The organism is Corallococcus aberystwythensis (assembly GCF_003612165.1).
GTDB classification, from domain to species: Bacteria; Myxococcota; Myxococcia; order Myxococcales; family Myxococcaceae; genus Corallococcus; species Corallococcus aberystwythensis.
Genome location: NZ_RAWK01000099.1, coordinates 1 through 24672, shown reverse-complemented (window position 1 = coordinate 24672; position 24672 = coordinate 1). Strand labels below are relative to the sequence as shown.

The window sequence follows — 24672 nt, the reverse complement described above, 5'->3', positions numbered from 1 at the left end:
GCGCAAGCGACGCGCACTGCCCGTGATCCAACGGTTACCGCCCCTTCTGGGCTGGCACCCTCCTTGCCTTGATGGCCGCCAACAATGGCTTCGTGCCGGGGGACCTTCCCCGGCCCTGTGTGAGGTGGACGTCAATATGAAGCTCGGGTGGCGGTGGACGGGGGCGGTCCTGCTGGTGGGAGCGCTGGGGTGGACGGGCTGCGGCGGGGACGACGGCGACACGCGGCAGGTGGATGACCCGGTGGTGCCGGTGACGCCCGTGGAGGACCCGCGGCTGCCGGACGCCGGCACGGGGACGGACGCGGGTACGCAGGTTCCCGACGCGGGCACGGGCACCGACGCGGGCACGCAGGTTCCTGACGCAGGGACCGGCACGGACGCAGGCACGGGCACGGATGCGGGCACCGGTACCGACGCGGGCACGGGCACGGATGCAGGCACCACGGATCCAGGAGAGACGAAGTACGAGCTGCCGTCCGCTCCGGGCTGGACCTTCTACGGCCGCGAGCAGGGCGGTCCCCGCTTCGTCTACGGCGTGACCGCGGACGAAGGCGGGAATGTCTGGGTCGCGGGCGGCGAAGAAGGCCTGTTCCTCCTGAAGAAGGGAGAGAGCACCTTCCGGAAGTTCACGATAGCGGACGGCCTTCGCCCCTATGGCTACATGCCGGATGGCAGCGCGCCGACGGGCACGCCCTACCTCAAGGTCATCTCCGTCGCGGGCGCCTGGGATGGCGCGGTCTTCGTGGGCTACGCGGGCAAGCCACCGCCCCCGGGAATCGCGGACTGCGAAAGCGAATGGGACACCGCCGTCCAGGCCAGGCGGACTGCGGACGCCAGTGTCTACAAGAGCGGCGACGCGGACCGGGTGGAGCTGCGTGCCGACGGCACCCTCAAGGTCGTGCACTACGACATCTCTTCGGGGCCGGGCGTGGTTCCGAAGTACGACCGGCGTGAGAAGCTCTGCCACGTCTATCGGATCGCCTACGACAAGGACTCCAACCCCGACAAGAGCAGCGTCTGGTTTGGCGGCAACCACGGCTTCGCCCGTGGAAACGCGCACTACGCCGGTGACCCGACGTGCAACGGGAAGCTGGTGTGCTCGGGCCTGGAGGAGCACAGCCACCCGGCCTACAGCGCGTTCATCTACAGCAACTACAAGAACGACCAACTCCAGTACGGCAAGGACTACAGCAAGTACCAGGTCCGGGACGCCCTCTTGACGGACGCCTACTACGGCATCGCGCCCCTGCCCAACCACGACGTCTGGATTGGCGGCGCCAACCGCTCCACCAAGTACTATTACGGCACGACTGGCCTCAACTTCTGGGCTGCCCAGGAGATGACGGAACGGTCGGATTACAAGTGGAACCGTCGTGACCTCTGGACGGATGCGGTGGGTGAGAAGGAGTGGCCCTACGCCCGGCCCGAGGAGCGGACGGAGGACCTCGTCTCCGCAATGGCGGTCGTCCCTGACGGAACCAACCGCGTCTGGGTGAGTTCCTTCGCCAACGGTCTCCTCCAGCTCGACGCGGAAGGAAATGTCCTGCGCAGCCTGAAGAACGACCTCATCGCCCCGCACGTGTCCAGCGTCGCGGTGGATCCCCTGGACAACAGCGCATGGGCGGGAACGGCCTGGGGCGGTGGCATCAGCCGCGTGGGCGGGGGCGTCACGAAGTACAGCTACTCGCTCTTCGGCCGGGAGCTTTCCGCCATGCGCATCCCGGACATCCAGGTGGACCGCTCCGGAGCCCGCCGCCGCATGCTGGTGGCCTTCACTCCCGTTGAACCGGTCACGGGCCCTGTCACCCCGGGCGCCATCGGCATCTACGAAGGCGACTGACCGCCAGCCCATACGTCAGGTCATGACCGAGCGGCCACCCGGAGTCAGGGTGGCCGCTTTTCTATTCACCAGACGTCAGTTCATCTTGCCCAAAGAAAGACAGGCAACACTCCTTCAGACTTTCCGCCCCTGACATCGCCAGGCCCATCGTGCCGTTGCGTCTTCGAAGCACGCCATCCCCGGCGTCAACGACGACCCATCACAGCCATGTCAGAAGCCTCTCATTCCACCCCCAGTCGTCCATTCCATCCTTTATTCGGCCCCCTTCTGCTCCTTGGGCTGACGCTCGGGTGCCAGGACTCCGCTCCTGAAGGGCCGCGTGAAGCCGCGCAGGCCCACCTCGCCACCGGGACCTCCACACAGGCGCTCCTTCCGTCCTGCGCATCCGTGAGCACTGGCACGCCCTGCGTCGGGGCAAGAAGCGCAATGAACACGGCGTTCGTCGACGCCGCCCCCTCCGCGCCCCACCTGATTCGTCACGTCGGGATCCTCTGCGGGACGTGGGGAGGCATCCCGAACGCGGATCGTCCCTACTGCTCCGACAACAATGACGGTCTCACGCCCCAGACGGCGTGGGCCACCCTGCAGCACGCCGTGAACAACGTGCCCGTGGGCGGAACCATCTACGTGCACCAACCCTTCATCACTCCCAGCCCGGATGACCGGTACAGCGAGCAGGTCGTCATCTCCCGGGCCGGAACCCCGAGCCAGCCGTTCCGCATCATGCGGGCACCGGATGAGGCAATCAGTTCCAGTGGGTTCTACGCGAATCCAACACTCTACTCTCCACTCCATGCCACCCAGAACCGGCGGCTGGCCCCCCTCGTCTTCGCCGACGGCGCGGCCTACTGGAGCGTCGAAGGGCTGGATATCGACTGCGAAGATGCTCCGGTCGTCGGCATCACGCTGTTCAACTCGGTCAACGTCCAACCCCGCATCCGTTCCATCGCCCTGCGCTTCATGGATGTCCGCCGCTGCAACAACGGCGGGGCAGTGGTCACGAACTCCGAGGACATCCTCTTCGACCGGAATCACTTCAGCGACAACGCCCTGATGTATCCCTCTGGCGACGCGGTCCAGGACGCGCATGGCATCCTCGTGACCAAGAAGAGCGCCCGGATCCTCGTGCGTGGCAACACCATCACGGGAAGTTCCGGTGACGCCTTCCAGTGCCAGGGCCGGGAGACCCCGCAGAACGGCTGGACCCCTGAACAACTGGGCCCCTCCACGGACATCACCCTGGAGAACAACACCTTCACGGGTGATTTCGAAAACGCCGTCGACATCAAGGAGTGCGTGGGCGTCACCGTCCGCAACGGTGTCTATTCTGGCTACCGCCCCCAGTCGAACACCGCGTCCCAGTGCGGCGGAGAGGCCGTCATCTTCCACTTCGGCGCCAGCAACATCCTCTTCGAGAACAACCGCATCTCCGACAGCGGCCTGGGCGTCATGCTCGGCAACAACTTCAAGGTCCAGGCCACCGACTCCGGCCCCACCTACGTCAGCAACGCCGTCATCCGGAGGAACCAACTCTTCCAGATGACCCAGGACGGAGACGGTGATGCAACGAACGGAACCCAGACACCGGGCATTCGTGGAGGCGTCGGGTGCGCGGATGGCATCCGCATCGACTACGCGCGCGACGTGGACATCTACAACAACACCTTTGACGAGGTGGGGCACTCGGCGATCCGCCTGGGCATCGACGGGTGGAACGGAGATCTGGGTGCCCGCCGGGTCCAGCAGGCCGTCAACGTGCACGTCTGGAACAACATCATCCGGAACACGGGCACCGTGCAGTACCTGGAGGCAAACAAGCAGAACCAGCGGAAGGGCGGCGCGCTGGACTTCCACACCTCGGCCACCTATTCGCCGGGGCTGACGAGCAACCACAACCTCGTCTTCAACACGTCGGGTCCCGTGCTGCTGCGCAAGGACAACGAGGCGGACAGTGTCCCGACGCGCAACCTCACGCAGTGGAAGTCGGCAACCGGCCTGGACGCGGCCAGCTTCGAGCAGGATCCCCTGTTCGACCCCAACTCCTCGCACACCGGCTACATGACGCTCGACGGCTCCCCGGCCCGCAACGCGGCGCTGGACGACGTCAACAACGACACCGATCCCACGGTCCCCTGCGGCAGCCCCGCCAGGCTGGACCTGGGCGCCGTCGAAAGCGATTGCGGTGTGGGCTCGACGCCCTCCGGAGAATGGCAGCGGCAGCGCGGCACGAGTGACGTCGACCAGTACACCGCTGTCGTGACCGACAGCGCTGGCAACGTCTACGCCGCGGGCTACTCCTGGGGAAGCTTTGGCTTCACCAACCAGGGCAAGTCGGATGCCATCCTGAAACAGCACTCCGCGACGGGTGACAATGGCTGGACGCGCCAGTTGGGCGGGCCCGAGGATGACCAGGCGTATGCCCTTGCATACTCGGGCACCCCACCTTTCGCACCGACCCAGCATTACCTCTACATGGTGGGACAGACCCGAGGAGCGTTGCCCGGCACGTCGACAAGCTCGTACGTGCCCACGGGCTTCGTGGCGCAGTACGACACGTCCGGCAACCGCGGTTGGACGCAGCGGGTGGGGACGTCCGGGCTCACCGGCCTGCACGCGGTAACGGTGGATGCCGCAGGTGACATCTACGTCACCGGTGGGACGTGGGGCTACGAGACGGGAGGCGGGATGCCGGATGGGGCGCTCATCCTCATCGCGAAGCTGAGCGGTGAGACCGGTGCCATCCTGTGGAAGCGCGTCCACGTCGGCAACACGAGCTCCACCCTTGCTCCGTCGGGCATCACGCTGGATGCCCAGGGGAACATCATCATCGCAGGGGAGTTCCGCTCCTCTTCCAATGCACAGCCCATCGCCGGGTTCATCGGGAAGTACAGCCCGGATGGTACCCAGGAGTTGGCCTTTACGTCCCTGGGCGGCCTTGGCATCACCTCCGTGTCATCCCTTGCAAAGGACACCGCTGGCGCACTGGTGATGGGTGGCTTCACCCAGGGCAACGTCCCAGGCAAGCAGAGCGCCGGAGGCCGTGACGGCTTTGTCGCCAAACTCAGCGCGGCGGACTTCGCCCCCATCTGGCTGGAGTTGGTGGGAACCTGGGGGAACGACGAAGTCCAAGCCGTGGCCGTGGATCCGCAGACGAATCACATCTGGGTCGCGGGCCACACGGGCGGTCCTCTCAACGGCTTCCCCAACTACGGCGGAGGGGCGGACCTCTTCCTCTGGAAGTGGAACGCCAACGGGAGTCGTACCTCGACGTTCCGGCAGGCAGGGACCGGACTGGAAGAAGAAGCCACGGCGGTCTGCGTGGATGCTTCCGGAAACGCTGTTGCCGCGGGGTGGACCTCGGGTGCGCTGCTCGGCCAGTGGAACGGTTCCACTGACGCGGTGCTCCTGAAGAAGAACCCTTGAGCCCACAAGTCTCACCGCACGAGAAAACAAAATGGTGAGAACGTCTTACGGAGAGTGACGCTCCGTGCCCGTCTGGCGGCCAGCCGGGCACGGAGTCCGCTGACAGAAGGCCCGCGCGGGCCAGAAGCCGTCTAGAATCCCGCCCGCTCATGCCTTCCGTTCCCCCGGCCCCCATTCCCACGCACACCGTCGTCGCCGAGCGGGCGCAGGGAGAGCCGCTGTCCGCGCAGCGCTTCCACCTGGTGCTGCTGGACACCGAACGCGCGGGCACCGTGTACCCGCTCGCCACCGAGGACCTGCGCGTCGGCAAGTCCAACGACAACGACGTCGTCATCGACCACCCCACGGTCAGCCGCAACCACCTCGTGGTCCGCCGCCAGGGCGACCGCTTCCTCGTGCAGGACCTGGGCTCCACCAACGGCACCTTCCTGGACGGCGCCCAGGTGCGCGAGGCCTACCTGCGCCCCGGCGCCCTGCTGGAAGTGGGCGACGTGCGCCTGCGCTTCAGCCCGCAGATGGCCCCCGTGCAGGTGGAGCCCACCGTCGAGGACCGGCTGGGCGACCTCGTGGGCCGCAGCGTGCCCATGCGCCAGATCTTCGCGCTCCTGCAGCGCATCGCCCCCACGGACTCCACCGTGCTGCTGGTGGGCGAAACCGGCTCCGGCAAGGGCGCGGGCGCCAAGGCCATCCACAAGTTGAGCCCCCGCGCGCCGGGCCCCCTGGTCGTCTTCGACTGCGCCAGCGTGTCCGACTCCCTCATCGAGTCCGAGCTGTTCGGCCATGAGAAGGGCGCCTTCACCGGCGCGGTGGGCCAGCGCATCGGCTGCCTGGAGCGGGCCCACGGCGGCACCCTCTTCCTGGACGAAATCGACGACCTCGCCCTGGACCTGCAGCCCAAGCTCCTGCGCGCCATCGAGGACCGCGAGTTCCGCCGCCTGGGCTCCTCCACGCCCATCTCCTTCGACTCGCGCATCGTCGTGGCCAGCAAGAAGGACCTGTGGGCGGAGACGCAGGCGGGCCGCTTCCGCGAGGACCTCTACTTCCGCCTGTCTGTCTTCACCGTCAGCCTGCCCCCCTTGCGCGACCGCAAGGAGGACATCCCGCTGCTCGTGGAGGCCTTCGCGGGTGAAGGCCTGTGGCCCCGGCTGCCGGAGAAGATTCAGGAGCAGTTCCTGGGGCACACCTGGCCGGGCAACGTGCGCGAGCTGCGCAACGCCCTGGAGCGCGCCCGGCACATGGTGGACATCCCGGGGCTCGCCGGGGACAACCTCCTGCGCGAGTTCACCCGCGACGTGCCCACCCCCGCCGGGGACTTCCTGCCGGTGGAGTTCACCGGGCCCTTCAAGGTGTGCAAGGACGAGCTCGTGCGCGCCTTCGAGCGCGAGTACCTCACGCGCCTCCTGGGCCGCGCCCGCGGCAACATCGCCCGCGCCGCCCGCGAGGCGGAGTTGGATCGCAAGCACCTCTACTCGCTCCTGCACAAGTACGGGCTGGTTCAGAGCGAGCCGGACTGACCCTTCGTGGCATGGTGGCGGCCGCTTACGCGGTCCCCCATCCCCCAGGAGGGCTTCATGAAGATGCGTCCGTCCCGCTGGCTCGGCGTGCTGTGCGCGGGTGTCCTGATGATGAACGCGACGGGCTGCTTCGGCTCGTTCAAGCTCACGCAGAAGATCTGGCAGTTCAACAAGGGCATCTCCGGGAACAAGTTCGTCCAGTGGCTCGTGTTCCTCGTGTTCGTCGTGGTGCCTGTCTATGAAATCGGCACGCTGGTGGACGCCATCGTCGTCAACAGCATCGAGTTCTGGACCGGCGGCAACCCGGTGAGCAGCGTGGAGGGAGGAGACTCCAACACGCGCATCGTGAAGCTCAGCCCCACGGACACGCTGAAGATGTCCCGCGACGCGGAGTCCGGCGTCATGCGCCTGGAGCTCCAGCGCGAGGGCCAGGAGCCGATGGTCCGCTACTTCGAACCGCTGGAGGACGGCATGGTCGCGCGCGACGAGGCGGGCGCCTTGCTCATCCGTGCCCAGGGCCAGGAGGACGGCGCCGTGAAGGTGACGGACGCGGCCGGCACCACCGTGACGGTGCACGCGCGGGACGCGGTGGACACCGCGCGCCAGCTCTTCCTCGACGGCGGCGCGCCGGCGCTCGCGCAGTTCGCCACGCACCAGGGACAGCTCTCCCAGGGCATGGCGACGCTCGACACCTGCACGCCGTGAGATGAAACATCAGGGCTTCCGGCGGCACCCCACCGGAAGCCCTGGGATGAATCAGGGCGCGGGCTCCTCGCCCACCACGTCACCCAGGTCCGGGCCGAAGCCCGCGTCGAGCGCCAGGGAGTTGAACGTCCCCTCCATGCTGCGCCCCGCGCCGTAGCCATCGCCCTTCTTGAAGGACAGGGAGAAGTCCCCGCGCGTGGCCTCGCCCGCGTTGCCGCCTTCATCCAGGACCAGGTCGCCCCGCTCCACCTGGGTGAAGGCGCGCGCGGGCTCACCCGCGGCCACGTGCACCACCGACGCGCGGTCGCGGCCGGACGGTGTGGTGCCGCCCAGCTGCACCTTCGTGCCCGGCTTCAGGTCCACGCCCTCCGTGTCCACGGTGAGCCGCGCGACCAGGTCCACGTCCAGGCCGTTGTTGCGGAAGTAGCTCACCTGGAGCGCCTCCGGGTTGCGGCGGATCTCCACCCGCGACACGTCGGTGACGGGGAACAGCTCGGACACGCTGCCGGACAGCTCGTTGTCACCTCGGCACGCGACAGCGCCCGCGCCCAGCAGGCCCGCGAGCCCCAGCGCCGCCACGGCGCGTCCCGCGAGGCTCACCGCTCCACCGCCAGCGTCAGGGCCTGCGTACCACCCGCGCGGTAGAGCACCACGCGCTGGCCGGAGGACAAGAAGGCCAGCTTCGGAGACCAGCCGCCCGCCGTGTCCACCGTCACCTCGCGCCACTGGTTCTCCACGCGCGTGGCGATGACGAGCGCGTCGTCGGACGGCGAGCAACCGCCCTCGTTGCGCCCGGACTCCAGCGAGCAGATGTGGAACGCGATGGACGGGTCGTGCGTCTTCGGATCGAACGCCAGCGACGGGTACCAGCCACCGGAGCCCGTCTGGTACACGGGGTCTGGCGTCGTCCAGTCCCGCGCCATCGCGCACTTCGTCCCCGTCTTGCCATCGCAGGTGATGAGCGTGAGCCGGCTGGTGAAGCGGTCCACCACCGCGATGCCGAGGCCCTCCTGCGGGTCATACGCCAGGGATGCGCCCAGCATCGTGCCGCCCACCGCCTGCACCTGCACCGGTGGCGTCCACGTGGTGCCGTCCGTGTTGCGGCGCTGGAAGTACACGTTCTGCCCCGACCCATCCGCGGACCCGAGGGCCGAGTCGAACACCAGCGCAGGCTGGCCGTCCGCCATCACCATCTGGAGACGCCCGCCAAACGCGTCCTTCATGTCGCCGCCGCCGGCCACCACCCGGTGCTGCCAGGTCGTGGGCCCGCCACTGGCCAACTCCACGTCGCTGCCCGCCCAGTCCTGCTGCGGGGACTGCGCGTTGTGCACGTCGCGGTAGACGACCAGCGCCTCATCGCCGCTGAAGACCATCGCGGGATTGATGCCCACGAGATATCCCTCGTCGCTCACCCGGTTGCCCGCGACGGCCTCGTCGCCGCGCCTCACCGCGATGCGCTCCGTCCAGGTGCCGTCCGCATTGCGGTAGGCCACTGCCAGGTCACTCTGGAGCCAGAAGACGGACTGGTCACTCCCGCCGCCCAGATAGCTCACCGTGGGCTGCCCCGTGGGGCCGAACGCCAGCGTCACGCCATACATGCGCTGCACGGTGGTGATCTTCTCCGCCGCCAGCACCTGACCGTCCCGCACCTCGCGGTAGCGCAGCTCGAAGTCCTTGGCGCTCACCTTCACGTAGTACGCGATGCCGATGCGGTCCTCCGGGCCCACCGCCATCGCGATGTTGGAAAGGGGGGTCTGCTCGGTCGGCTCCGTATCCACCGTCAGCCGCACGAACGGCGTGTCCGTCGTTCCGCCATCGTCCTGCGGCTTCGAGCCCGCGTCCGGATTGGCCGGCTTGCCGCCGCCACATCCCAGCGCGAGCGCCGCTCCCAGTAGCCACGCGTGCCGTTTCATGCGGTTCTTCTCCTTGGTTCAGTCGGCCCAGTTGAGTGCGCCATCCTATGGCACCTGGGTTAGGCTTGCGCGCCATGGCTCGCGCGCGTTCGCTCCCCCCGAAGCTGTCCCGGCGCACCTTCATCCAGCGGCTCACCTTCTTCGGCGGTGGCGTGGTGCTGCTGGGTGCCGCCGCGTGTAAACGTTCGAAGGAGGCGGAAGCGCCCAAGCCCGCGGAGCCCACCGGCACCACCTCCGCCGGGCAGGTCCTGCGCACCTTCTCCGCCTTCGAGTACGCCGTCGTCGCAGCGGCCACGGAACGGCTCATCCCCCGTGACGAGGACCCCGGCGCCCAGGACGCGGACGTGGCGCTCTACATCGACCGCATCCTGGAGACACAGGGGCTGGAGGCCATGCACCGCGACTTCATGCAGGGCCTGGCCGCGCTGGAGCGCCGCGCGCAGCGCATGTTCCAGAAGGGCTTCGCGCAGGCCACGCCCGCCCAGCAGGACGAACTGCTCGCCATCTTCAAGGACAGCCCGGCCGGCAGCGGCGAGGCCCACTTCTTCGAGCTGTTGATGACGCTCAGCCTGGAGGGCTTCCTGGGTGACCCGTCCTACGGCGGCAACAAGGGCCGCGTGGGCTGGCGCCTCATGGGCTTCGACACCGTGGGCACGCTCGCCATGGCGCCGCCCCAGGGCTACGACGGGCCCAAGTGCCTGCGCGAGTGCGGAGGTCACCACCCGTGAGCCTGCCTTCCGTGGACGTGTGCATCGTGGGCAGCGGCGCGGGCGGAGCGCCGCTCGCGCTGGAGCTGGGACGCGCGGGCTTCAAGGTCGTGGTGCTGGAGAAGGGCCGCCACTACCAGCCCAAGGACTTCGTCCACGACGAGATCCTCAACAGCCGCCGCAACTTCTTCATGCCGCTGCCGTGGGAGGAGCCGCACCTGGTGCGCCAGGGGCCCAAGGCCCGCTACGAGCGCAGCAACGCCGCGTGGACCGCCAACTGCGTGGGCGGCGGCACCGTGCACATGAGCGGCTACTTCTACCGCCTCAAGCCGGTGGACTTCCGCCTGCGCTCCACGCTGGGCGCCGTGCCCGGCACCACCGTGGCGGACTGGCCCATCTCCTACGAGGAGCTGGCCCCCTTCTACGACAAGGCGGAGGCCGAAATGGGCGTCTCCGGCCAGGCCATCCCCCACCCCTTCGCCGAGCCCCGCAGCGGCCCCTACCCGCTGCCGCCGCTGGACGTGCACCCGGTCGCCTCTGAAATCGACAAGGTGTGCTCGGCGATGGGCTGGCACGCGCTGCCCACCGCGCGCGGCATCATCAGCAAGGCCTACAAGGGCCGTTCTCCGTGCGCGTACTGCGCGCTGTGCGGCAGCTACGGCTGCGAGACGGGCGCCAAGAGCAGCACGCTCGCGAGCCTCATCCCCAACGCCATCGCCACCGGCAACGTGGAGGTGCGCCCCGGCTGCATGGCGCGCTCCATCGAAGTGGACCGGCAGGGCCGCGCGAAGAGCGTGGTGTACCTGGACAAGGACGGCGCCGCGCAGGAGCAGCCCGCGAAGGTCATCATCGCCTCCGCCACCGCCGTGGAGAGCGCGCGCCTCTTGCTCAACTCCACCTCCAGCCGCTTCCCCAACGGGCTCGCCAACGGCAGCGGGCTGGTGGGCAAGAACCTCCTCTTCAGCTCCTTCGGCGGCTCGCGGGCGCACTTCCGCGTGTCCAAGCAGAAGGCCGCGCGGCCGTGGCTCACGGACCCGGCGCCCTTCGTGAACCGCAGCCTCCAGGACTTCTACGTGATGCCGGACGCGCGCCACGGCTTCCGCAAGGGCGGCACGCTGGGCTTCATGTGGTCGCACCCCAACCCCATCTACGCGGCGGTGGGCCTGGCGGGCACGGGCAAGTCCGGCGTGTTCGGCAAGGAGTTGAAGGACCGCATGCGCGCGTACCGCGACTCGCGCATCCTCGAGTTCGAGGTCTACGCGGAGTTCCTCCCCACGCCCGGCACCTCCGTCACGGTGGAGCCCGGGGTGAAGGACAAGTACGGCATCCCCGTGGCCGCCATCACCCTGGACCGGCACCCCGCGGACTTCGCCGCCACGCGCTTCCTCGTCGAGCGTGGGGAAGAGGTGCTGATGCGCCTGGACCCGGACAGCGTGGAGCGCGTGGGCACGCAGGGCGAAACCACCATCCTCCAGCACGGCACCTGCCGCTTCGGTGACGACGCGGCGGCCTCCGTGCTGGACAAGCACTGCCGCGCGCATGAGGTGCCCAACCTCTACGTCGTGGACGGCAGCTTCATGCCCACGGGCGGCAGCGTGCCCTCCACGCTCACCATCGCGGCCAACAGCTTCCGCGTGGCGGACCACCTGGTGCGCACGCTCAAGGGCTGAAAGCCCCACGCCGCCGCGGCTACTGGATGCGCAGCGGCGTCACGTCCACCTTCACCACGTAGCGCGCCTGCATGTCGGAGTCGAACTCCACCAGGTGGTCTCCCACTCCGGTGACCTCCGCCTGCTGCGTGAAGACGCCGAACTTCTCCATCTGGTCCAACGCCGCGCGGCCCGTGGACGCCTTGCGCTGCCGCGCGCGACAGCCCTCCTCGTGCACGGTGATGGCCGTCTCCTCGCCCGCCGCCGTCACCTCCTCCAGGTAGAAGCTCACCTTGATGGTGGACGCCTCCGGCACGCGCACCAGCACCTGGCCGCGGCCGGGGAAGCGCCCTTCGGAGTAGCTCTCCGGCCCGAGGATGCAGCCCGCGTACTGGCTGCACACGGGCCAGGACGCCTTGCAGACATCCAGCACGCGCGGGCCGATGAAGTCATCCCGCGAGCCGCCACATGCGACGAGCATCAATCCCATCAACGCGCCCGCCAGTCGCGAGCCACTCCGTGTTACAACACCAGACATTCTTCTGAACCTCACCGAGGAGTGGATGTCCATGCGCCTTCGCAACCTGTGGCTGCCCCTCACCATCATCGCCCTGGCGGGCTGCGGAGACGAAACGGAGGAGCTGCAGGACACGCCGCAGCTGCTCATCGACCGCACGGAGCTGAGCTTCGACACGGAGTTCTCCGCGGGGACCTACGTGGGGGCGACGACCTTCAACACGCTCTACATCGAGAACCGCGGCATCCAGACGCTGGAGCTCAACGAGGTCTCCATCTCCGGTCCCAGCGTCTTCACCATGAGGAAGCCGGAGGACTGGCCGGAGAACGGCCCCCTGAAGCTGGAAACCTACCAGCGCACCTTCATCGAGGTCGCCTTCAAGCCCAACGCCGTGCAGGACTTCACCGGCAAGCTCACCCTCAAGTCCAACGCCGCCAACGGCGAGACGCGTGAACTGACGCTCAAGGGCAAGGGCGTCGCGGCGCCGAAGCCGTAGTCCCCGCGGCACAGGCGGCGGAGGCGTGAAGCCCCGCCGCCCGCCCGGTGTTGCTACTGCCGGGTGAACTGGCAACCGCCCACCCAGGTGCCACCGTCCTGCGTGGGCGCCGGGCACGACGTGGGCGAGCCACCATCCGCCGCCGTGTAGCTGCGCGGGTAGTCGCCGTAGCCGGTGCGCAGCGTGTAGCCCACGGGGGTGTAGTCCGTGCGCTCGGTGGCGCTCACCGCCACCTTGAGCGTACCGCCCTTGATGAAGCGCCGCTCCAGGCACGAGCACGCGTAGGGCGCCACCGTGACGCGCGTGGTGCTGGCCGTCTTCTCCATCTGGTACAGCGCCTGGTAGCTGCTGAGCGGCGCGCTGGTGGAGGTGTGCCACGCGCGCATCGCCGTCGGGTTGTAGGCCAGCGTCAGCGCGCCGCCCGTGCTGGTGGTCGTCACGTCCGTGCACGGGCCGGTGCCACCGTCCGTGGTGGCGCTGCCGTCGCAGAAGGTCAGGTCCAGCGCCAGCCCGTGCGGAGTGCCGCCGTCCGGCAGGTTCTGCACCTCCCACTGCACCAGCCACGCCGCGTCCTCCGGCGCGCTCAGGGCGGGGAGCTGGTACTGGAACCTGTCCGTGTCGGAGGCCACCGCGTCGTAGTCCGTGGGGCCGCGCACGCCCAGGCCCGTGGCGCGGTCGTTGCCGCGCAGCCGGCCGTGGCCGTACGTCAGCTGGCCCTTCGCCTCGAAGGTGGCGTTGCCCACCGGCAGGTTGCCCGTGCCCACGTCGTTGAGCGTCTTCGCGCGCGGCTGCTCCACGCCTCCGCTGTAGGCGGCGACCTCCTCCGCGTCCTCGTCCTCCCAGGACACCTCCAGCCGGTAGTCGCGGTCATCCGCCCAGTTGTTGCCGTCGTCCTGCACCAGGAAGTGGTACGTCGCCTCCGTGCCGTGCGAGGGCACCGGCAGCACGCCCTGGAAGTTGCTCAGGCCGGGGAAGCGCGCGGGGTCGGACTCCTCGCGCAGGGAGTGGAGGCACAGCACGGCCTCCGCGTTGTTGCAGTAGGTCTGCACCAGCGCCGGCGCGTCGGGGTGCTCGCGCGTGTCGCGCGGGCACACGGCCGGGTCGTTGGTGCAGGTGGCGCGCTGCTCCGCGGTGACGGCCGTGCCCACCTTGGTGAACGCCAGCACCTGCCGGTCCGCCATCTGGCCCAGCGGCAGGGGCAGCGGGTCGAAGCGCGTGGCGGTGGACCGCTCCGTCAGCCGGTAGCGCAGCACGCTGGGCCTCGCCAGGCTCGACAGCTTCACCGCGAACCAGTCGCGGTCGGACACATAGCCCAGCCGGCCCTCGAAGGTCGTGGACGCGCCCGGCGCCCCCAGGTTGTTCGTGGACGCGCGGGCATGGGCGTCATTGTCCCCGGACTGGTCGTTGGGGTCCGCCTCGTCCACCACGCGCACCTCCACCGCGTAGGGCTGGCGCAGGTCACCCGCGGGCACGGGCTCGTTGTTGCCGCGGTAGCCCTTCACCACCAGCACCCAGGTGCCCGCCAGCTTCACCTTGCGCGCGGTGGCCAGCACGCCCGGGTGCACCTTGGGCAGCACGTTGCCCTCCGACTCCTTGTCGGTGCTGTTGGGGCGCAAGAGCTCATAGGACAGCCGGTAGTTGGGCGGGAAGCCCTGGTCCGGCGCGTTGACGCGCACGTAGGCGATCTTCCCCGCCGTCAGCGGGAAGCTGAAGCGGTCCACGTCGTTGTCCGTGGCCAGGTAGCCCTGGGCGGTGCCCACCTGCACGGCGCCCTGCGCCGCCAGCGCGATGGGCGTGGGCGTGGTGTCGTTGGGCTCGTTCGTGTCCGGGTTCTCCAGCAGTTCCACGGTGAGCCGGTAGGGGCTGCGCGCGTCATAGGCCGGGCGCGCGGGATTTACCGGCGCGTCGCGCACCACGATGATCAGCTGCGTGTCCGGCGTGCCGTACGGCAGCACGATGTCCACCGGCTTCGGGGCGCCCGCGCCGTGCTGGTCCGACTTCGCCACCAGCGCGGTGCTCTTGTCCTTCTCCTGCACCGTGACGGACAGGTTCACCGGCGTGCTGGCCGCCAGGTACGTGCCGGTGACGTGCACCAGCGTGCGCGCGTTGGCGGAAGCCGGGATGCGGACGCTGTACCAGTCCTCGTCACCCGCCTTCACGTCCCCGGTGAGCGCCAGGAAGCGCTCCATGGGCACGCCCGGCTTCAGCTCGCAGTCCGCGTTCGTCAGGGCCTCCTCGCGGTTGTTGCAGAGGTCCTCCACCACGCCCGTGCCGGCGTCCGGCGTGTCGTCCCCTTCCGAGGAACAGGCGGCCAGCAAGAGGAGCGCGAGCGGGAGCAGTCGGGTGCGAAGGCGCATGGGGGACTCGAAGGAGGCTTGAAGTCAGGGGACGGGCGAGAGGGTCGGGGCGACGCCGGGGCAGCCGTCCACGAAGTCCTCGGGGTTCACGCGGATGACGCCATCCGGAGGCGACTTGATGCCGCCCACCGGGTAGCGCACGGAGTCCACGCGGAAGGTGCGCACCAGCGTGCGCGCGGTGGGGTCATCCGCGGGCAGCATGGACACGGAGAGGTAGATGTCGTTGTAGCCCGCGCCGCGCTGCACGGTGCCGGCGTCCACGCCCCCGTCCACGCCCCCGTCGGCGACCATGGCGATGGTGGGCGCGAGCAGCACGTTGTCCACGCGGAAGCGGTAGCACTGGCGGCCCTCCGCATCCACCGGACCGTCCGCCTCCATGCTGTAGCGGTACGCGTCCGAGGCCAGGTTGGCCGTGTCCACCTGGAGGGGCCGCATGTGCATGCGCGCCTCGCTGCGGTTGGTGAGCCCGTCCGTGTCCGGGTCTTCATCCAGGTCGTTGCTGGAGCCCTGGGTGCCGCCCCGCCACTCCATGCCGTCCGGCACGCCGTCGCCGTCGCTGTCCTGGAGCGCGGCGTTGGTGCCGATGAACTGCTCGTCGCAGTCCAGGAGGCCGTCACAGTCGGTGTCCACGCCGCGCAGCGCGGGCGGGCAGCCCTTGTCCAGGCCACCGCCGTCCGGCTGCACTTCCTGCGTGGGGTCGAACTGCACGCCGCGGTCGCGGAAGTACACCTCCACGCCATCGCTGAAGCCGTCGGTGTCGGTGTCGCGCAGGTTGGGGTTGGTGCCCAGCTCGTACTCGCGCGCGTCGGTGAGGCCGTCACCGTCGGTGTCCGCCTCGTCCAGCGGGCTGCCCTGCGGCGCGGAGAAGTTGGAGGCCACGAACTCCTTCACGACGAAGGCGCGGCGCACCTGGCCGAACTGGAAGTTGAGGAAGTTGATGGGCTCGTTGTTGCGGAAGTCGCGGAAGTTGCCGCCGCCCAGCGTGGCCATCTTCTCCAGGCGGTCCGCGTTCTGGTTGATGATGAGCAGCGGGCAGCCGCCGTCGCCGAAGCCGCCGTCCTCCGACACCAGGTCGCACACGGACGGCACGGGCTGCGTGGGGTTGAAGACGTGCACGGTGTTGAAGCGCACGTCCTCCACCAGGTCGCGCAGCTGGCGGATGCGCACCACCGCGTCGCCCCGGATGAGCTCGTCATCCTGGTTGTTGGTGGGCTTGCCGTCCGACAGGAAGATGACCGAGTAGCGCGCCTGCGCCAGCGCGTCGTTGCCGCTGGGCTGCTGCCGCGCCCGCGCGATGTCCGTGTTGATGAGCGAGTAGATGTCCGACAGCGGCTTGACGAAGTCCGTCGAGTCCCGGTTCGGCGACGTGTCCGTGTTGCGGAACGTGAGCAGCTTCTCCGTGAGGATGGCCTTCGCGGTGTCGTCCAGCGCCGACACCTGCACGAAGCCGTCCTCCGCCGGCGGCCCCGGGTTCTGCGTGAGGAACGCCGTGGTGCTGCCCGCGAAGAGCATCACCGCGATGGAGACCTCCGGGTCCTGCGGGAGGTTCTCGATGAGGTCCACCAGCGCCGTGGCGCGCGTGCCGTCCGGGTCACTGACGCGCATGGACTGGCTGGCGTCCATGGCGACGATGAGCTTGATGGGCCGGATGACCTCGTTGGCGCCCAGCGTGCAGAACCGCCCGTCCAGCGCCACGGCCCGGTCCGCGGGCACCTCCGTGTCGCGGCGCGGGTCGTAGAGGTACGAATCGGTACAGGCCACCACCACGGCGAGCCCCACCAGGGTGAGTGCCCACAGACGTCCCGCGCGGCTCACGGCGACGCGCCTCCCTGCGACGGCGACACGCCGACGCAATTGCCCTGGGCTCTCCAGGGATCCGCCAGTTGATCCGGCCGGCGGAAGTCACCGTCCTCCATGTCCAGGTCCGGCCCCAGCGGCACGCGCACGCTGGGCGGCGCGTACTGCGCCCACGCGCACGCGGTGCGCCAGACGCCGTAGTCCGTGGCCACGCCGCTCTCCGGCGCCTCCGCGAACCAGACCTTGAACAGGTTGTAGCCCTGCTTCACGCCCGAGCGGTCCGGCGGCGTCACCAGCTGGAGGTTGGACACCGTGAAGTCGTAGCAGACGCCGTTCGCGTCATTTCCGCCCGGCACCTTCGTCACCTCGTACTGGATGCCGTACTTGTCGTGGAAGGGCCGGTCGCGCCGGGTGGGGTCGCTGCCGGCCTTCAACTCCTCGTCGTCCGGCACGCCGTCACCGTCGGTGTCCAGGCCGGACACGCTCGACTGGAGCGGGCTCAGGCCGTACTTCGCCTCCACCCCGTCCGGCGCGCCGTCGCCGTCGCTGTCCACGATGCCCTGGCGCGTCTTGAGGTACTCCTCGGCGAACTGCGACAGCCCGTCACCGTCCGTGTCCCGGCAGGTGCAGCCGGGCGTCAGCGGAGACTTGGGGTCGCAGCCGCGCGCGTCCAGGTCGTTGCCCGCCTTGAAGCCTTGGTCCTGACGGCGGTACTCGAAGCCGTCGCTCAGGCAGTCCCCGTCGCTGTCCAGGGTGAACGGGTTCGTCTTGAGCGTGAAGCTGTTGTCCACACTGTCCGGGACGCCGTCGCCGTCGCTGTCCAGCACGCGGCCGTCGTCCCCGGGCGCGGAGCTCAGGGGCTCCACCATCAGCGTCTTCATCACGTTGGGCGACGCGAAGGAGGAGTAGTCCAGCGCGCCCAGGCCCAGCTCGGAGATTTCCGCCGTGTCGCTGAACTCCTGGTAGACGCCGTTGCCCATCTCCGCGAAGCGCTTGAGCAGGAAGGAGGCGATCTTCTTCGCCGCGGCCGGGTACTGCGCCTCCGGGACGCCCGGGTAGGTGCCGTAGATGTCCTGGCAGAGGGGGCCGCACGCACGCACGGCCTCCTCGTTGAAGAGCAGCACCGTGTGCATGCGCACGTCGCCCACGTTGTACTGCGTCTTGAGCTCCATCAGCCGGCGCACGTAGCTGAAGAGCTGGTAGTTCTGGTTGCGGTCCGTGCCCACCTCGAAGCCGGTGATGGCGTCCGTGGTGCTGGTGGCGTTGCAGAAGCTGGAGATGGAGTCGCGCCAGGTGAGGTCCGGCGTGTCCGGCCCCGCGTAGTCAGACAGGTTGTCGTTGGCGGAGCAGCGCGGGTACGGCGTGCCGTCCGTGAGGAACACGACGACGTAGCGCGTGCGCGGCAGGAGCTCCGGCGTGGACTGGGACACCGCTTCGATGTCGCTGGCGATGAGGCTGTACGCGTAGCTGAGCGCGCCCTGGTAGTCCGTGCCCTTGCCCAGCTGCGACTGGAGTCCTTCGATGTAGCCGTTGATGTTGCCCGGCGGCGAGAAGCGGTCCCCGCCCGCGGGCGGCCAGGTGTTCTTCACGTTCGTCTCGAACGGGGCAATGGCGATGCTGATGTTGCCCTCGCGCCGGTCGTTGATGCGCTTGAAGCCCGCCACCAGGTTCTTCAGGGCGCGCACGCGCGCGGGCTCCGTGACGCCCGGCGGGATGATGGCCTGCACCTCCGTGCGCTCGCAGAAGCCACTGCCCTCCTGCGAGCCCGGCGGATCCGACACGCACATGCTGCCGGACTCGTCCACGACGAGCACCACCTTCACCGGGAAGCCGGTGGGGTTCGCCGGGCGCGTGCACACCCGGCCGGCGAGCGTCAGCCGGTCATCCAGCTGGGACTGCTCCTGGGCGCGTGGCTCCAGGAGCGTGTCGGAACAGGACAGCACACCCAGGACCAGGAGGCCGGTCGCAAGAAACGGAACCACGAGCTGACGTCGCATGCGATGCGGACCTCCTGGCACGGATGACACTTCTTACGCCTTCTTGCGGCGGCGCAGCAGCAGGCCCAGCACGCCGGCGCCGAGGGCCGCCACGCTGCCGCCCGCGGGCAGCGAGGTGCAGCCGCTACCGGCCTCATCCTTGCCCACCTTCACGAAGAGGCTGGACACGGAGGCGCGCTCGTTGGGGAACACGCGGTCCGCGAAGGCCAGGCGCGTGGACACCTGCAGCTCGTACTCGCCTTCCTTGTCCGGGTTGAAGTTGGGCACGCTGCCGTCCACGTACTGGTACTCCCAGTGGCGGCTGTAGGTGACGGCGCCCTTGGGGTTCTCCACCACCGCGGTGGAGCCGGAGGGACGCTTCACCACCGTCCAGGTGTACTCGATGGCCGCGCCGTTGCGGTTGGCGAACAGGGGCGGGCGCACCGCCATGCCCGTCTTCTCCACGCTGATGGTGCCGCCCGTGCCCACGCTGAAGGGCGCCTTCGGGTCGAGGCAGTCGTTGGGGTGGTCCCGGTTGAGCACCACGCAGTAGCGCGTGTCGCACGCGTCACCCAGGCCGTCGCCGTCGTCATCCGCCTGGTCGCGGTTGGCCACCGCGGAGCAGTTGTCCGCGGCGTTGAGCACGGAGTCGTCATCGATGTCCGGATCGCACTTGTCGCCCATGCCATCCACGTCCGAGTCCTTCTGGTCCGGGTTGGACAGGCCGGGGCAGTTGTCCAGGTTGTCGGAGACGTTGTCGCCGTCCGCGTCCACGCGGCACTTGCTCACGTCCGCCGGCAGCTGCTTGTCGTCGTTCGCGACGAGCGGGCAGTTGTCCTCGCCGTCCTTCCAGAGGTCGTTGTCATCGTTGTCGTCACAGACGTCGCCCATGCCGTCCCCGTCGTTGTCCGCCTGGTTGGCGTTGGGGATGGTGCGGCAGTTGTCCGCGTCGTCCACGTGGCCGTCGTTGTCGTCGTCCGGGTCGCACGCGTCGCCGATGCCGTCGCCATCGCCGTCCAGCTGATCAGCGTTGCCAAGGGCCGGGCAGTTGTCACAGGCGGAGCCGACGCCGTCGACGTCAGGCAGGTCGTCCTGGTCGCGGTTGGACGTGAACGGGCAGTTGTCCTTGTCGTCCGCCTTGCCGTCGCCGTCCGCGTCGTCCGTGTACGACAGCGTCTTGCCGTCGTCCGTGTACGCCACCCAGACGGAACAGCCGCAGCCACAACCACAGCCGCCGCCCACCTCCTTGGGCCGACCGCACTCATCTCCGAGGCACTCCGGGTTGTCCGGGTTCTGCTCCTGGGCCTGCACGGTGCGGGGACTCAGCACCAGGAAGGCTCCGAGCGCCAGCATGGGGGCAATGCGACCGATAGTCATGGTGACTCCTTTCACAACCCCCAGCCCTAGCAAGAGGCGATCCCGCTTCTGTAGGAGTTTCAGGGTCAGGAACTTCAAGGGGTTGCGTGTCCGGAACGGACTGCTACAGGAAGGATGTGGGGGGGACACCCCATTGAGACTGTGGGGAACACCCCACGCTTGCGGGTGGACTCAGAGGCCCACGATGAAGTCGTCGGAGACGAGGGGAACCATGCCCGCGGGGGTGCGGCCGGTGTCGGGGTCGTATTGGATTTCCTGGATGAACAGCGAACCCACGCCGGCGCCGCGCGGATCATTGTCCCGGCCCACCTGGAGGTAGAGGTAGACCTCGTTGGTGCCCGCGGGGATGAACTCGCCGGGGATCAACGGGTGGGGGCGCTCCAGGGTGGAGACCAGGGAGACGTTCTCCACGCGGGTGCGGTAGCAGGCGCGGTCGCTGGTGGCGGTGGCGGGCAGCGGGACCACGGAGTAGCCGTAGCCGCGCTCGCGGTGGAAGTCGAGGTCGGAGCTGAGCGGGTCGCCGTGGGCCTCCACCTCCGCCACGTTGGTGACGCCGTCGCGGTCGCTGTCGAGCAGGTCCTCGGGGACGAGCGGGTTCGTCTGGGACAGCGCCTCCACCAGGTCCGGCAGGCCGTCACCGTCGGTGTCGCCCACGCAGGGGTCGCTGCCGAGCACGCGCTCCTCGCAGTCGTTGAGCCGGTCGCCGTCCGTGTCCTGCACCACGCTGCAGCCGTTGATGACGTCCACGGCGAGCGGATCCAGCCCCATGCGCAGCTCCACGCCGTCCATCAGGCCGTCCTGGTCGGTGTCGGGGACGGCGGGGTCCAGGCCCGTGGCGCGCTCGTCGTCGTCGCCCACGCCGTCACCGTCGCTGTCGGTGAACATCTGGCCGTTTCGCACCTGCACGTTGCGGTTGAAGGCGAGGAAGCGCTTCAACTTGAGCGAGTTGTCGAGCGCGCCGTAGTCCAGCTGCTGGAGCGCGTTGGGCAGGCCCGCGAAGTCGGTCTCCACGGGCGCGCTGCCGCCCGCGTTGGCGATGGCGGCCACCTGCAGGCGGGTGACGGCGTCCGGCACGTCTCCGCGGACGTAGACGGGCTGCACGCTGACGCCGCCCGCGCCCAGTTGCTCCACCAGCCCCTTGAGCTCTCCCACCACGGCGGTCAGCTCGCACTGGCTGCACGAGGCGTTGCACTGGGCCTGGGCGTCCGGGGACGCGTTGCAGCCGGCGGCCTGGGACAGGGCGGCGCAGCGGCTGTCGATGCCGATGTTGAAGGCCGGGTTGTCACAGCTCACGTCGGCGCTGCGGATGACGGGCGCGACGACGTAGCGCGAGCGCGCGACCTCGCCCTTGCAGGCGGCCTGCATGTCGCCGGACAAGAGGCTCTTGGAGAGCCTCAGCGCGGAGCGGATGCTGATGGGCCCCTGCTGCTGGTAGCTGGCGTAACGGGGCAGGACGGACTGGAAGGCGGCCGCGTCCGTGAAGCTGCCCTGGATGCCCGTGGCCACCGAGTGGAAGGCCACCAACCCGAAGCGCGTCTGTGGGCCGGTGAAGCGAGAGGTGAGCGTGGTGAGGCCGTCCACCGCATAGCCCACCACCTCCGGCTCGACCCCCGTGCCGCCCTGGAGGGCGAAGACGACCTTCACGGGGAACGCGTCGCCGGTGGCCTCCGGGACGCAGAGGTCGCCCTCGAAGTTGGCGCGGTCGCGAGAGCCGCCCGCGCGGTCGTCAATCGAATAGAGCCCCGCGTCGGTGCACGACAGCCACAACGTTGGAATCAGGAGCCAGGCGACCCGGGGGGAGGAACGCATCCGTCGGATTGTAGACCTCAGCCCCCCCACCCGACGCAAGCGACCCGCGAGGCGGATCCGCGCGAAGCCACGTCACCGGCCCGACTTTTCGCATCCCCGGAGAACAGGTCGCCACCAACCAGGCTGGAATGTCCACATCCTGCCTGGAACCAGCTCCCAACAGAATCCTGGTCTTGCCGGGATGCTACCGAATCCTGGGACGGGAAAGACATTGCCCATGCTGTCCAATCCCAAGGAGCAAGACCATGAAGAAGATGAAGCTGGGCGGGACCGTGGCGATGTTCGTGCTGGCGCTGGGCGCGACGGGCGCGATGGCGCACGGTGGTGACGTGAAGAGCCATGACCCGCGCATGGCGGTGGCGATGGAGGAGGTCGTGCTGGTGTCGAAGACGGGCCCCCTGGCCGGCGGCTCCGGCGGTGGCAACAACTGCGGCTTCATCAGCAACATCATCGGCAGCGGCAACCTCATCGGTAACAGCACGGGCAGCTTCCTGGGCCTCATCCTCGGGAACCTGAACGGCGGCAACGTGAGCGGCAACTGCAACTGAAGCCGTCCGCCGTCACCCCCTGAAGCGAGGTAGCGGTTCATTCAACAAGACGTACCCGGCGCCGGAGGTCCCACCTCCGGCGCTCGGGCCTGGAGCCCCCATGCGACACACCCTGACTTCCTGGCACGGGTTGTTGACCGGCCTTGCCGCGGCGCACCTGCTGCTGGCCGCCTGTGGCGCGTTGCACGTGCCCTTCACTCGGGTTTCGGCCACCTTGAGGCCCTGGATGCTGGCGTATGCGCACTGGACGGGCGCGAGCAGTGGCTTCAGCTTCTTCGCCCCCGGGGTGAGCCCGGCGACGCGCGTCTCCTTCGACCTGGAAGGTGCGTCAGGAGAATGGCTGCACGACGACTTCCAGTCCGACAACAGCTCGGTGAACGTCCGCATGCACTCCATGACGTTGCGCTTCGGCATCCCGGAGAGCCGGGACTCACTGGCCCGCGCGTGGGCGGCGGCGATGTTCGGCCGGCACCCGGACGCGCGCTCCGTCACGGTGCGCGTGGAGTCGCTCCAACTGCCCAGCATGGAGGCGCACCTGCGGGGCTCGCGGCCCCTCTGGGCGGAGGACTACCGCGCGGTGTTCGAGCGCCGGGTGCCCACGTCCGTGTCCACGGGTGAGGTGACGCGATGAGCGCCCTGTCCTGGAAGTCCTCCGTGGGTCAGCGGCTGACGGCGTTCGTCAGCGCGCCTTCCTCCCCGCAGCCGTTGGCCGTGTTCCGCATTGGCGTGGCGACGCTGCTGCTCATCCAGGCGTGGAGCCTGGCGGAGAGCCTGCCGGAGCTGTTGGGCAACCGGGGCTGGGTGCCCTGGAGCGTGTCCGAGGTGCTGGCCTCGCCGGCGGTGCCCCGGGTGGACACGGTGGTGGGTGCGCTGGCGCCGCTGGGCATCTCCCAGGCGGCCGGCATCCAGGGCCTGGCGTTCCTCTACGTGGTGGCGCTGCTGGGGCTGCTCGTGGGCCTGCACACGCGGCTGTCCGCGGTGGCGGCGTGGGTCATCCACACGGTGCTGCTCAACAGCATCAGCTTCTTCTCCTACGGCGTGGAGACCTTCGCGCACATCAGCCTGTTCTACTGCGCGGTGATGCCGGTGGGCGCGGCGTTCTCCCTGGACGTGCAGTCGGGAAGGCTCTCCGGGGCGCACTCCGCGCTGGCGACGCTGTCGCTGCGCATGTTGCAGCTGCACCTGTGTCTCATCTACCTGTCCACGGGGCTGGAGAAGCTCCTGGGGGCGGTGTGGTGGAACGGGACGGCGCTCTGGGAGGTGCTGATGCAGCCCCAGTACGGCCAGTTCGACTTCGCGTGGCTCGCGGTGGTGCCGTGGCTGGTGAAGCTGTCCACGTGGGGCACGCTGGCGGTGGAGGTGGGCTACGCGTTCTGCGTCTGGCCCCGGCGCACGCGGGGGCTCTGGGTGGCGCTGACCCTGGCCATGCACCTGGGCATCGCGGTGATGATGGGGCTGTGGCTGTTCAGCGGGATGATGGCCGTGCTCACGTTCGCGGCCTTCGGGTGGCCCCTGGTGGCCGAAGCGATGGTCACGCGGGTCCGGGCCGCGGTGCTGCTCCCGTTCCACTCCAGCTCCACGCGTTAGGCCTCACAGCGTGAGCAGGTAGGCGAGCAGGTCGTCGCGCTCCCCGGCGGTGAGCTCCTGCGCACCGCCGTGCTCGAGCCCCGGCGTCTCCAGCAGCGTGCGCAGCGGGAAGCGGGAGCCCACCACGAGCCGGTCCTCCTGCACCGCGTAGCCCGCCGTGGCGCTCGTCAGCAGGGGCCACACGTCCCAGGTCCCCACCAGGGACGGCGGCGCCGCGCCCTTCACCAGGTGCTGCTGCTCCAGCCGCAGCGGCAGCGCGATGGGTGTGCCGACGTCCTGGTACTGGCCCCGCGTCGAGGGGTCCTGGTCCAGCGTGAAGAGGGGCGCGGGGTGGCACGCCATGCACCGGGCCTTGCCTTCGAACAGCGCCAGGCCCTTCGCGGGGTGGCCGGTCCTGCCGTCCGGCAGCGTCACCGTCTCCAGCGGAGCGCCTTCCGCGCCCCGGTAGGGGTTGGGC

Annotated in this window: 18 protein-coding genes and 1 pseudogene; 10 read left to right on the top strand and 9 right to left on the bottom strand. The window is 69.1% G+C overall.

Annotated elements, in window-relative coordinates; all coding sequences use genetic code 11:
- The first annotated feature begins 136 nt into the window (after positions 1–136).
- The 4 genes from D7W81_RS17865 (at position 137) to D7W81_RS17850 (ending at position 7482) form a co-directional block, all read left to right on the top strand.
- The gene (locus tag D7W81_RS17865) at positions 137–1840 is read left to right on the top strand and encodes a ligand-binding sensor domain-containing protein (protein ID WP_120556599.1); all 1704 of its coding nucleotides are present in this window, start codon (positions 137–139) and stop codon (positions 1838–1840) included.
- A 426-nt stretch (positions 1841–2266) separates the two neighbouring features.
- Positions 2267–5263, top strand: a complete 2997-nt coding sequence (locus tag D7W81_RS17860) for a right-handed parallel beta-helix repeat-containing protein (RefSeq protein WP_158621618.1) — start codon at positions 2267–2269, stop codon at positions 5261–5263.
- Between the two features lie 149 nt (positions 5264–5412).
- Positions 5413–6777 carry a sigma 54-interacting transcriptional regulator gene (locus D7W81_RS17855; RefSeq protein ID WP_120556597.1) on the top strand — a complete coding sequence of 455 codons (1365 nt, stop codon included), beginning with the start codon at positions 5413–5415 and terminating at the stop codon, positions 6775–6777.
- Positions 6778–6834: 57 nt separating this feature from the next.
- Positions 6835–7482: a DUF3332 domain-containing protein gene (locus D7W81_RS17850; protein WP_120556596.1), complete on the top strand. Its 648-nt coding sequence runs from the start codon at positions 6835–6837 to the stop codon at positions 7480–7482.
- 51 nt (positions 7483–7533) lie between these two features.
- Here the strand turns inward: D7W81_RS17850 and D7W81_RS17845 are convergent, their stop codons facing one another.
- Positions 7534–8082, bottom strand: coding sequence for a hypothetical protein (locus D7W81_RS17845; RefSeq protein ID WP_120556595.1), 549 nt, complete (start codon positions 8080–8082; stop codon positions 7534–7536).
- Positions 8079–9395, bottom strand: coding sequence for a hypothetical protein (locus tag D7W81_RS17840; protein WP_120556594.1), 1317 nt, complete (start codon positions 9393–9395; stop codon positions 8079–8081). The genes D7W81_RS17845 and D7W81_RS17840 overlap by 4 nt, the downstream gene beginning before the upstream one ends.
- A 74-nt stretch (positions 9396–9469) precedes the next feature.
- Here D7W81_RS17840 and D7W81_RS17835 point away from each other — a divergent pair, with 74 nt between their 5' ends.
- Together D7W81_RS17835 and D7W81_RS17830 are read left to right on the top strand one after the other, a co-directional pair.
- Complete coding sequence (locus tag D7W81_RS17835) at positions 9470–10123, top strand: gluconate 2-dehydrogenase subunit 3 family protein (RefSeq protein WP_120556606.1); 654 nt, start codon at positions 9470–9472, stop codon at positions 10121–10123.
- Positions 10120–11772, top strand: a complete 1653-nt coding sequence (locus D7W81_RS17830; protein WP_120556593.1) for a GMC family oxidoreductase — start codon at positions 10120–10122, stop codon at positions 11770–11772. Before D7W81_RS17835 ends, D7W81_RS17830 begins: the two co-directional genes overlap by 4 nt.
- A gap of 19 nt (positions 11773–11791) precedes the next feature.
- On the opposite strand, the gene D7W81_RS17825 is transcribed toward D7W81_RS17830, so the two are convergent.
- A complete protein-coding gene (locus D7W81_RS17825) occupies positions 11792–12232 on the bottom strand; it encodes a hypothetical protein (RefSeq protein ID WP_244227264.1) in 441 nt (146 codons plus the stop codon).
- Positions 12233–12320: 88 nt separating this feature from the next.
- Here D7W81_RS17825 and D7W81_RS17820 point away from each other — a divergent pair, with 88 nt between their 5' ends.
- Positions 12321–12764, top strand: coding sequence for an Ig-like domain-containing protein (locus D7W81_RS17820; RefSeq protein ID WP_120556605.1), 444 nt, complete (start codon positions 12321–12323; stop codon positions 12762–12764).
- Positions 12765–12817: 53 nt separating this feature from the next.
- On the opposite strand, the gene D7W81_RS17815 is transcribed toward D7W81_RS17820, so the two are convergent.
- The 5 genes from D7W81_RS17815 to D7W81_RS17795 all read right to left on the bottom strand — a co-directional run bounded on the left by D7W81_RS17815 (position 12818) and on the right by D7W81_RS17795 (position 22080).
- A complete protein-coding gene (locus tag D7W81_RS17815) occupies positions 12818–15121 on the bottom strand; it encodes a hypothetical protein (RefSeq protein WP_120556592.1) in 2304 nt (767 codons plus the stop codon).
- Positions 15122–15145: 24 nt separating this feature from the next.
- Positions 15146–16936: a VWA domain-containing protein gene (locus D7W81_RS17810; RefSeq protein WP_120556591.1), complete on the bottom strand. Its 1791-nt coding sequence runs from the start codon at positions 16934–16936 to the stop codon at positions 15146–15148.
- The gene (mtsD, locus tag D7W81_RS17805) at positions 16933–18915 is read right to left on the bottom strand and encodes a cell-cell cohesion protein MtsD (protein WP_120556590.1); all 1983 of its coding nucleotides are present in this window, start codon (positions 18913–18915) and stop codon (positions 16933–16935) included. The genes D7W81_RS17810 and mtsD overlap by 4 nt, the downstream gene beginning before the upstream one ends.
- A 33-nt stretch (positions 18916–18948) precedes the next feature.
- Positions 18949–20271: a cell-cell cohesion MYXO-CTERM protein MtsC gene (mtsC, locus tag D7W81_RS17800; RefSeq protein WP_120556589.1), complete on the bottom strand. Its 1323-nt coding sequence runs from the start codon at positions 20269–20271 to the stop codon at positions 18949–18951.
- A 171-nt stretch (positions 20272–20442) separates the two neighbouring features.
- The gene (locus D7W81_RS17795) at positions 20443–22080 is read right to left on the bottom strand and encodes a calcium-binding protein (RefSeq protein WP_120556588.1); all 1638 of its coding nucleotides are present in this window, start codon (positions 22078–22080) and stop codon (positions 20443–20445) included.
- A 245-nt stretch (positions 22081–22325) separates the two neighbouring features.
- Here D7W81_RS17795 and D7W81_RS17790 point away from each other — a divergent pair, with 245 nt between their 5' ends.
- The 3 genes from D7W81_RS17790 (at position 22326) to D7W81_RS17780 (ending at position 24215) form a co-directional block, all read left to right on the top strand.
- Entirely contained in the window at positions 22326–22628 is a 303-nt protein-coding gene (locus D7W81_RS17790; RefSeq protein ID WP_120556587.1) for a hypothetical protein, read from the top strand.
- Between the two features lie 100 nt (positions 22629–22728).
- Positions 22729–23259 carry a hypothetical protein gene (locus D7W81_RS17785; protein WP_120556586.1) on the top strand — a complete coding sequence of 177 codons (531 nt, stop codon included), beginning with the start codon at positions 22729–22731 and terminating at the stop codon, positions 23257–23259.
- Positions 23256–24215 carry an HTTM domain-containing protein gene (locus D7W81_RS17780; RefSeq protein WP_120556585.1) on the top strand — a complete coding sequence of 320 codons (960 nt, stop codon included), beginning with the start codon at positions 23256–23258 and terminating at the stop codon, positions 24213–24215. The genes D7W81_RS17785 and D7W81_RS17780 overlap by 4 nt, the downstream gene beginning before the upstream one ends.
- Before the next feature lie 3 nt (positions 24216–24218).
- Here the strand turns inward: D7W81_RS17780 and D7W81_RS17775 are convergent.
- Positions 24219–24672 (bottom strand): annotated as a pseudogene (locus D7W81_RS17775) (MtsA protein); the annotation flags it as partial.

Coding starts and splice junctions, on each gene's coding strand:
- D7W81_RS17780 (WP_120556585.1), top strand. CDS start 23,256: ATGAGCGCCCTGTCCTGGAAGTCCTCCGTGGGTCAGCGGCTGACGGCG.
- D7W81_RS17835 (WP_120556606.1), top strand. CDS start 9,470: ATGGCTCGCGCGCGTTCGCTCCCCCCGAAGCTGTCCCGGCGCACCTTC.
- D7W81_RS17865 (WP_120556599.1), top strand. CDS start 137: ATGAAGCTCGGGTGGCGGTGGACGGGGGCGGTCCTGCTGGTGGGAGCG.
- D7W81_RS17790 (WP_120556587.1), top strand. CDS start 22,326: ATGAAGAAGATGAAGCTGGGCGGGACCGTGGCGATGTTCGTGCTGGCG.
- D7W81_RS17795 (WP_120556588.1), bottom strand. CDS start 22,080: ATGCGTTCCTCCCCCCGGGTCGCCTGGCTCCTGATTCCAACGTTGTGG.
- mtsC (WP_120556589.1), bottom strand. CDS start 20,271: ATGACTATCGGTCGCATTGCCCCCATGCTGGCGCTCGGAGCCTTCCTG.
- D7W81_RS17785 (WP_120556586.1), top strand. CDS start 22,729: ATGCGACACACCCTGACTTCCTGGCACGGGTTGTTGACCGGCCTTGCC.
- D7W81_RS17825 (WP_244227264.1), bottom strand. CDS start 12,232: ATGCTCGTCGCATGTGGCGGCTCGCGGGATGACTTCATCGGCCCGCGC.
- D7W81_RS17820 (WP_120556605.1), top strand. CDS start 12,321: ATGCGCCTTCGCAACCTGTGGCTGCCCCTCACCATCATCGCCCTGGCG.
- D7W81_RS17815 (WP_120556592.1), bottom strand. CDS start 15,121: ATGCGCCTTCGCACCCGACTGCTCCCGCTCGCGCTCCTCTTGCTGGCC.
- D7W81_RS17855 (WP_120556597.1), top strand. CDS start 5,413: ATGCCTTCCGTTCCCCCGGCCCCCATTCCCACGCACACCGTCGTCGCC.
- D7W81_RS17850 (WP_120556596.1), top strand. CDS start 6,835: ATGAAGATGCGTCCGTCCCGCTGGCTCGGCGTGCTGTGCGCGGGTGTC.
- D7W81_RS17860 (WP_158621618.1), top strand. CDS start 2,267: ATGAACACGGCGTTCGTCGACGCCGCCCCCTCCGCGCCCCACCTGATT.
- mtsD (WP_120556590.1), bottom strand. CDS start 18,915: ATGCGACGTCAGCTCGTGGTTCCGTTTCTTGCGACCGGCCTCCTGGTC.
- D7W81_RS17840 (WP_120556594.1), bottom strand. CDS start 9,395: ATGAAACGGCACGCGTGGCTACTGGGAGCGGCGCTCGCGCTGGGATGT.